The organism is Nostoc spongiaeforme FACHB-130 (genome assembly GCF_014698475.1).
GTDB lineage: Bacteria > Cyanobacteriota > Cyanobacteriia > Cyanobacteriales > Nostocaceae > Nostoc_B > Nostoc_B spongiaeforme.
In genome coordinates this window covers 38,777-45,782 of the sequence record NZ_JACJTB010000051.1, presented here as the reverse complement: position 1 = coordinate 45,782, position 7,006 = coordinate 38,777, and the positions used below count along the sequence as shown (strand labels likewise).

General features: G+C 42.2%; 7 protein-coding genes, 1 tRNA gene and 1 pseudogene. 6 read left to right on the top strand and 3 right to left on the bottom strand.

The features are described from left to right. Positions 1 to 113: pseudogene (locus H6G74_RS26390) on the bottom strand (photosystem II D2 protein (photosystem q(a) protein)); the annotation flags it as partial. A 395-nt stretch (positions 114 to 508) separates the two neighbouring features. Here H6G74_RS26390 and H6G74_RS26385 point away from each other — a divergent pair. The 5 genes from H6G74_RS26385 to H6G74_RS26365 all read left to right on the top strand — a co-directional run bounded on the left by H6G74_RS26385 (position 509) and on the right by H6G74_RS26365 (position 3,787). Beyond that, a complete protein-coding gene (locus H6G74_RS26385; RefSeq protein WP_190591678.1) occupies positions 509 to 781 on the top strand; it encodes a hypothetical protein in 273 nt (90 codons plus the stop codon). Positions 782 to 790: 9 nt separating this feature from the next. Then, positions 791 to 1,468: an ABC transporter ATP-binding protein gene (locus H6G74_RS26380; RefSeq protein WP_190970462.1), complete on the top strand. Its 678-nt coding sequence runs from the start codon at positions 791 to 793 to the stop codon at positions 1,466 to 1,468. A gap of 320 nt (positions 1,469 to 1,788) precedes the next feature. Next, on the top strand, positions 1,789 to 2,340 hold the full coding sequence (locus tag H6G74_RS26375) for an NYN domain-containing protein (RefSeq protein ID WP_190970461.1): 552 nt from the start codon (positions 1,789 to 1,791) through the stop codon (positions 2,338 to 2,340). 145 nt (positions 2,341 to 2,485) lie between these two features. Further along, positions 2,486 to 2,557, top strand: a tRNA-Asn gene (locus H6G74_RS26370). 24 nt (positions 2,558 to 2,581) lie between these two features. Next, positions 2,582 to 3,787 (top strand): aminotransferase class V-fold PLP-dependent enzyme, encoded by a 1,206-nt coding sequence (locus H6G74_RS26365; RefSeq protein WP_190970460.1) that lies wholly within the window; start codon positions 2,582 to 2,584, stop codon positions 3,785 to 3,787. Between the two features lie 57 nt (positions 3,788 to 3,844). Here the strand turns inward: H6G74_RS26365 and H6G74_RS26360 are convergent, their stop codons facing one another. Beyond that, positions 3,845 to 4,333, bottom strand: a complete 489-nt coding sequence (locus tag H6G74_RS26360; RefSeq protein ID WP_190970459.1) for a DUF937 domain-containing protein — start codon at positions 4,331 to 4,333, stop codon at positions 3,845 to 3,847. Between the two features lie 189 nt (positions 4,334 to 4,522). On the opposite strand from H6G74_RS26360, the gene H6G74_RS26355 reads away from it, so the two are divergent. Continuing rightward, positions 4,523 to 4,846: a DUF1825 family protein gene (locus H6G74_RS26355; RefSeq protein WP_062292641.1), complete on the top strand. Its 324-nt coding sequence runs from the start codon at positions 4,523 to 4,525 to the stop codon at positions 4,844 to 4,846. 159 nt (positions 4,847 to 5,005) lie between these two features. Here the strand turns inward: H6G74_RS26355 and H6G74_RS26350 are convergent, their stop codons facing one another. Further along, entirely contained in the window at positions 5,006 to 6,928 is a 1,923-nt protein-coding gene (locus tag H6G74_RS26350) for a transglycosylase domain-containing protein (protein ID WP_190591673.1), read from the bottom strand. Positions 6,929 to 7,006 lie beyond the last annotated feature (78 nt).

Here is a 7,006-nt window from a genome sequence, read left to right as displayed (position 1 = left end):
AATAGTAATATTCCTGACCAACCTACGAATACGAAGCGATCGCGCTTTAACCAGTCGTCTAGTACGTCAAACCACCCTCTTCTACTTGGGGCGCGTCCAACTGCGATGGTCATGAGAGTGAAACTCCAAATATTTTCTTATAAGTACAGTTCTGCTTGCAGGCTCTTTTGTAGCAGCCTCTTCAATGCAGATTTTTAACTGGTTTGTCAATCCAGTTTACAATTTTTTACTGACTTTAATAATTCTAGGTGAAAATCGTTAATTTTTCCAGGGGATTCTCAGTAAAATTTAATCTTTTGGGGAAGAGTCAGTGGTGATTAGGGAGTTGTGATTAGGGTTTGGGGAGATTTTTGACTTTCTAAACAACTCTCATTTAATACCGACGATAGGCAGTGTGCCGCCGAGTATGAATGAAAAAAACATTTTTCCCCACTCCCCACTCCCTATTCCCCACTCCCTCATTCTTGGACGCTAAAATGAGTCCACAGATATGTTTGATTAATCCTAAATGTTTACCATTGACATAAGTGTAAGAAACACCGCCTTTCCCATATCAGTTCAACGTAAGTCAACAGAAGATGCTGAGGCTGTCTATCAACTCATTTTGGCAGCGATGCGTTCTGGCAATCCTGATATTGTGGAACTCAAGTGTGAAGGTAAGACAGAGAAAAAAATCGCTGTTCGTGCTAGTGAAATTTCTGGGGTACAGATTATTCAGAAAGATGGTGTTAGCACTAGCAGTGGCAGACCACCTGGCTTTTTTGCCTTAGCAGGCGAGTAAGGTGTAGCAATGGCGGAAGTGGGCATTCAAGTCAAAGACTTAAATTTCAATTGGCCTAGTGGTGAGGCGGCTATCAAGTCTTGTTCTCTAGCGGTTCCCAAAGGTGAATTTTGGATGCTTTTGGGTACTAATGGTAGTGGCAAATCAACTCTACTCCGACTCTTGGCGGGACTATTAAAGCCCCAGTCTGGTGAAATTGGTGTTTTACCTCCTGTCGGTTTTGTGTTCCAAAATCCTGATCATCAATTAGTTATGCCAACGGTGGGCGCAGATGTGGCTTTTGGACTAGTGGAAGAAAAATTGCCGCCTGCTATGGTGAGAGCAAGGGTTGAAGAAGCTTTAGGGGCGGTGAATTTGCTGCAACTGCAATTACGCCCGATATATGCTTTGAGTGGGGGACAAAAACAGCGTGTGGCGATTGCTGGTGCGATCGCTCGTTGTTGTGAAGTCTTATTATTAGATGAACCCACAGCTTTACTTGACCCTGATAGCCAATTAGATTTAGTGGCTGGTGTCCACCGCCTAGTCAAAAGTCGCGGTATTACAGCCTTGTGGGTAACTCACCGCCTTGATGAGTTGAATTACTGTGATGGGGCTTTTTTACTCGATAAAGGTTCTTTAGTTGATTGGGGTGAACCTCAACGCCTCAAACAACGATTGATGAAAGTGAATGATGAATCACCTTAAATGCTCAACCTAATTCATCAATAATTTTTAACATCTCTAACGCGCCTTTAATGAGGCGCGTTTACATTTGTAGGCAATTAGTATAGCAACCAATCAGCAGACAAAATGCTTACAAATACGGGGTTTTTCACCTCTAAATTGATTTAAGTAATTCTCTTTGTTGGTAACTGACTTCTGAGATTGAGAACTTTTTCGAGATAAATTTTGCCATCTCTTCGCATTATTTGGTCTTTTGTAACATAGTGTTACAGCGAATGCTTCAATTACTATAAAAGTTATGAATGGATTGTGTTAACTCTAGAAAATTGTGATTAAAAACCATGCCCCGTTCCTCAGTCCCAGCCGTTCTGTTGGTGGACGGTTACAACATAATTGGCGCTTGGCCTTGTCTGAAAAAAACCCGTGATAGTGCTGGTTTAGAAGCAGCACGTTGGGAACTGGTCGAAGCCATGATCGGTTACAGTGCTTTTCAAGGTTACGAAACTCAAGTAGTTTTCGATGCTCAATATCATAACGCCTCTAGCAATAAAGAAGTGATTACAGAGTTAGTTTCTGTTTACTACACTGATTTTGGGCAAACGGCAGATACTTACATCGAAAAAATTTGTGCTTCCTTGCGATCGCAGATAACTGCATCTCGAATTTCGCGGATGATTGTGGCTACCTCAGACAGAGCGCAACAATTAGTAGTACAAGGATACGGGGCGGAATGGTTATCAGCACAACAACTGTGTAGTGCTGTCGAAACCACAGTTTGCCGAGTCCGTCAAAAATATCAAACTCGCAAAAAATCTAACAGCAGGTTTTTGGCTAGTGCCATTGATGATAAAGCTCGGCAGAAGTTGGCTGCATTGCGTATGGGATTACAGTAACGCAACATCCATAAGTCTCTAATCTTCCTTCAGGCAGGGTTTTGGGTGACAATATTGGACAAAATGAGACTTGAGAAAAAATTAGCGAAAGTACTTGCCATTTCTTAGTGATTACGCTACTATTAGAAATTGTGAGCGACAGCGTTCCTCAGTAGCTCAGCGGTAGAGCGATCGACTGTTAATCGATTGGTCACTGGTTCGAATCCAGTCTGGGGAGTTTTAAAAGTATGAAGGGTAAAGTATGAAGTGTGAAGAGTTAGGTTTCAAACTTCAATCTTCATCTTACCAAGAGCTTTGGACTCTTGACCCTAGTGTAGTTTTTCTTAATCATGGTTCTTATGGTGCTTGTCCAAAAGTGGTGTTGGCAATGCAACAGAGTTTGCGATCGCAGTTGGAACAAGACCCGGTAAATTTTTTTGGCAGAAAGTGGGAACCTTTATTAGACAATGCTCGCAGCCAGTTGGCAGCTTTCATTCATGCTGATGTGCAAGATTTAGTATTTGTTCCAAATGCGACAACTGGAGTAAATTCAGTGTTGCGTTCTTTGCATTTTGCCCCCGATGACGAAATTCTGACGACTAACCATGAATACAACGCTTGTCGCAATGCTTTAAACTTTATTACGAGTCGGACGGGAGCGCGGGTAGTTGTAGCGCAGATTCCTTTCCCTGTGGAGTCACCACAACAAATAATTACTGCCGTATTAGAGCAAATTTCGCCTAAAACTCGTTTAGCATTACTAGACCATATAACTAGCCAGACAGGGTTAATTTTTCCCATAGCGCAGCTAGTCAAGGAATTACAGGCGCGGAGTGTTGAGACATTAATTGATGGCGCTCATGCACCAGGAATGATTTCCTTAAATATGCAAGAAATTGGGGCAACTTACTATACTGGGAACTGTCATAAATGGCTTTCTGCACCCAAGGGAGCCGCATTTTTGTATGTGCGGCGGGATAAACAAGCAGAAATTCATCCCCTGACAATTAGCCACGGTGCTAACTCACCACGCATAGATAAAAGCCGCTTTCAGTTGGAATTTGACTGGACAGGTACAGATGATCCCACAGCTTATATGTGTGTACCAGAAGCGATCGCTTTGATGGGTTCGCTGTTACCTGGTGGTTGGATAGAATTAATGCAGCGCAATCATCAGCTAGTTATCCAAGCGAGACAGTTACTTTGTACAACCCTACAAGTACAACCACCTTGTCCAGAAGAAATGATTGGTTCAATGGCTGTTGTACCAATGCCTGTGAGTTTGGCAAATCAAAGTTATATTTGGCTACATGATCAATTATTTGATCAATTTGGTATTCAAGTACAAGTGGTTCCTTGGACTGAATCACCAGGAATGCTGATCAGGATTTCCGCACAGATTTACAATACTTTAGAGCAGTATGAGTATTTGGCAACAGCTCTAAAGTATTGTCTGAAACAAGATTAGTTTTGGATATTGACAAGCAAAACCAAATTGGTAAATTACATTCGCAAATTAACTTGATTATCTACCGAGATACTGACTAGCCAAGCGAATCGCATCAGCAATGTCAACATCGCCATCTTTATCTGCATCTAAAAAAGCATTTAACACAGAATTACTACCACTCCCACTCGATTGGAGAAAATTCAGCACTACTGGCACTATTGAAGGTAGTAATTGTTGAATAGTCCCAGCATCTAAACCAGTACGTTGAGCAACCGCCTCAGCCACTTGCTGCTGCATCACCCCAGAAAACAGCGAATCTACAGCTTGGGGATTAGGAGAAGTACCAGCATATTGGTTTACCAAAGCTTGGACTTCGCCTTCGCCATTGGTAGCTTGCTTTTCTTGTAAAGAAGAGCGGACATAATTTCCCACAATGCCCAAAACAGATTGGATAGTCGAGGCATCGGCACCAGTGCGATCGCTCAGTTGTTGTACAGTATTGATAATCCCCCCCAGTTGATTGGTATTACCTACCGCACTGAGGATTTGGTCAAACAGTCCCATAAGTTTTTTCTCTCTGATTAATGACACCATCACATTAACAGAAAGTCGCTAAAGTCAAGTGTTGGAATCTCTGTGAAAAACCGTACTTTAACCGAAGTTTCTTTTCTCTAATCATCCCCTAGACTAGAATAAAAATATAAGCATCACTATAAGCTGCTGAGTGTCAGTACTCAGTTAAAGATAAGCAACATGGGATTCTTTGATTCTGAGATAGTGCAGCAAGAAGCAAAAGAGCTTTTTGAAGATTACCAAGCCCTCATTAAACTTGGTAATAGTTATGGCAAGTTTGACCGCGAAGGTAAAAAACTGTTTATTGAACAAATGGAAGCCATGATGGATCGCTATCGCATCTTTATGAAGCGATTTGAGCTATCAGAGGATTTCATGGCACAAATGACAGTAGAACAATTAAAAACTCAGCTTGGTCAGTTTGGCATCACTCCGCAACAGATGTTTGATCAAATGAACTTCACTTTAGAACGGATGAAAGCCGAACTGGAAAAACAACCCTAAAGATTTTGGATTTGAGATTTTAGATTTTGGACTGATTGAGTCATCCAAAATCCAAACTCTCAAGCTAGTACAACAGGGCGGAAATCAAGACACCATTTCAAGTAAAAAGCTTTTAATATAAGCTTTTTGACTTTTGACTTTTGACTTCTGCGTAGCAATCTAGTTTCCTTTTGGACGAGGGAACTGGGAAGGTGGTTTGAAATTTTCTACTGGTACGCCTTTGAGGGCTTTAGTCATAAAGTCCTTCCAGATGGGAGCTACCATGACACCACCAGTAGCACCATGAGCTAATTGTCTGTTATCGTCTCTCCCTACCCAAACAGCAGTAGTTAGCTGGGGTACAGTACCGACAAACCAAATATCTTTTTCGGAAGATGTTGTCCCTGTTTTGCCAGCCGCAGGGCGATCAATGGCGGCGTTTTTCCCCGTACCTTCAGTAATTACTGAACGCATAGTATCGATGATTGCTGCTGAAGCCCAAGGGTCAAGCACTAGCTGAGGCTTAGGCGTATTATCTAGCAATACATTGCCACTACTATCAGTAATCCGCGCAATAATTGTTGGCGGAGATTGCCAACCGTAGTTAGCAAAAGTCGCATAAGCACTAGTCATTTCCAAAGGTGTCACACCAATTGCACCTAAAGGTAAGGAAGTTACAGGTTCCATTGGACTCATAATTCCCAAAGTCCGGCAAACTTCTATAACTTTTGACATCCCCACAGTCTTACCCAGCTTAATCACCGGGATATTCCGAGATACTGATAAAGCCTTGCGAATCGACATCGCCCCGCCAAAGGTTCCATCATAGTTCCTGGGATAATACCAACCATTACCATCACGGTAACTCACTGGCGCATCAATGACAGTTGAGTCTGGCCCAAACTTACCAGTGGCAAAAGCAGCATAGTAAACAAACGGTTTAAAAGAAGAACCTGGTTGACGTAGTGCTTGAGTTGCGCGATTAAACTCACTCACCTTGGGATCTACACCACCCACCAATGCTTTAATAAAATGGGTACGTGGGTCAATAGCTACTAAAGCAATTTGATTCTTATACAACCCTTGGCTTAAAAGAGTTTGATGCCATTTTTTAACAGTGTCTTCTGCCATCATTTGGAATTTAGCATCAACTGTAGTTTGGACGCGCATCCCGCCTTTGAGTAATGCGTCACGCCCAAACTTTTTCGCTAATTCCTGAGATACAGTATTAGAAACATAGGGTAAGGCGCTACCTTGGAAAGACCTGATTCTACCAAGTTTAATTTCTTGCTTTAACGCATCATCATATTCTTGCTGGGTGATCCACTTCAAATCCAGCATCCGCCCTAATACTTCTTTTTGCTTTTGTTTTGCCAGCTTCATACTAGCAAAGGGGCTAAATTCTTCTGGGGCTTGAATTAAACCCGCCATCATAGCCGACTCTGCCAAGGTTAAGGTTTCGGCGGACTTATCAAAGTAACTGCGGGCGGCTGTTTGGACACCGTAATTATTGTGACCCCAATACACTTGATTGAGGTACATTTCTAAAATTTGGTCTTTGGTAAGAATTTGTTCTAAACGAATTGCTAAGACAGCCTCGGCTAATTTTCGAGTAATGGCGCGTTTTTGCGACAAAAACAAATTTTTCACCAACTGCATGGTGATGGTAGAACCACCTTCTTTAACACCACCTGCAACGGCGTTAACTACAATGGCACGCCCAATACCTGTAGGATTAATCCCGTGATGATAGTAAAAATGTCCATCTTCACTGGCGAGTACAGCTCGTTTTAAATTAGGTGAAATTCTATCTAATGGTACAACTTCGCGGTTAGCCTCCCCGTGGACGCTGGCCAGGAGTTTACCTTTAATGTCATAAATATAAGTTGTTTCTGAAGGCAAAAAGTTACGCAGTTGTCTGACATCGGGCAAATTGCGGAAACTAATCGCTAAACCTACCAGCCCTCCAGCTACAATAGAGCTTGTCAGCATGGTGATAGATAACAAAGTACCGCCAGTTATCTGACCAACGCCTTTCAAGAACTCAAAACCCGGTGAAGGCCGACGTTGTGGCTGCTTATTTTCAAGAGTCCTAGACGACACGGTGATATCACTTCCTCACTTGTAAATTTAACTGTAATTCATCGAAATGCAGCAAGGTGGTTAATTTTTTGCAATTAT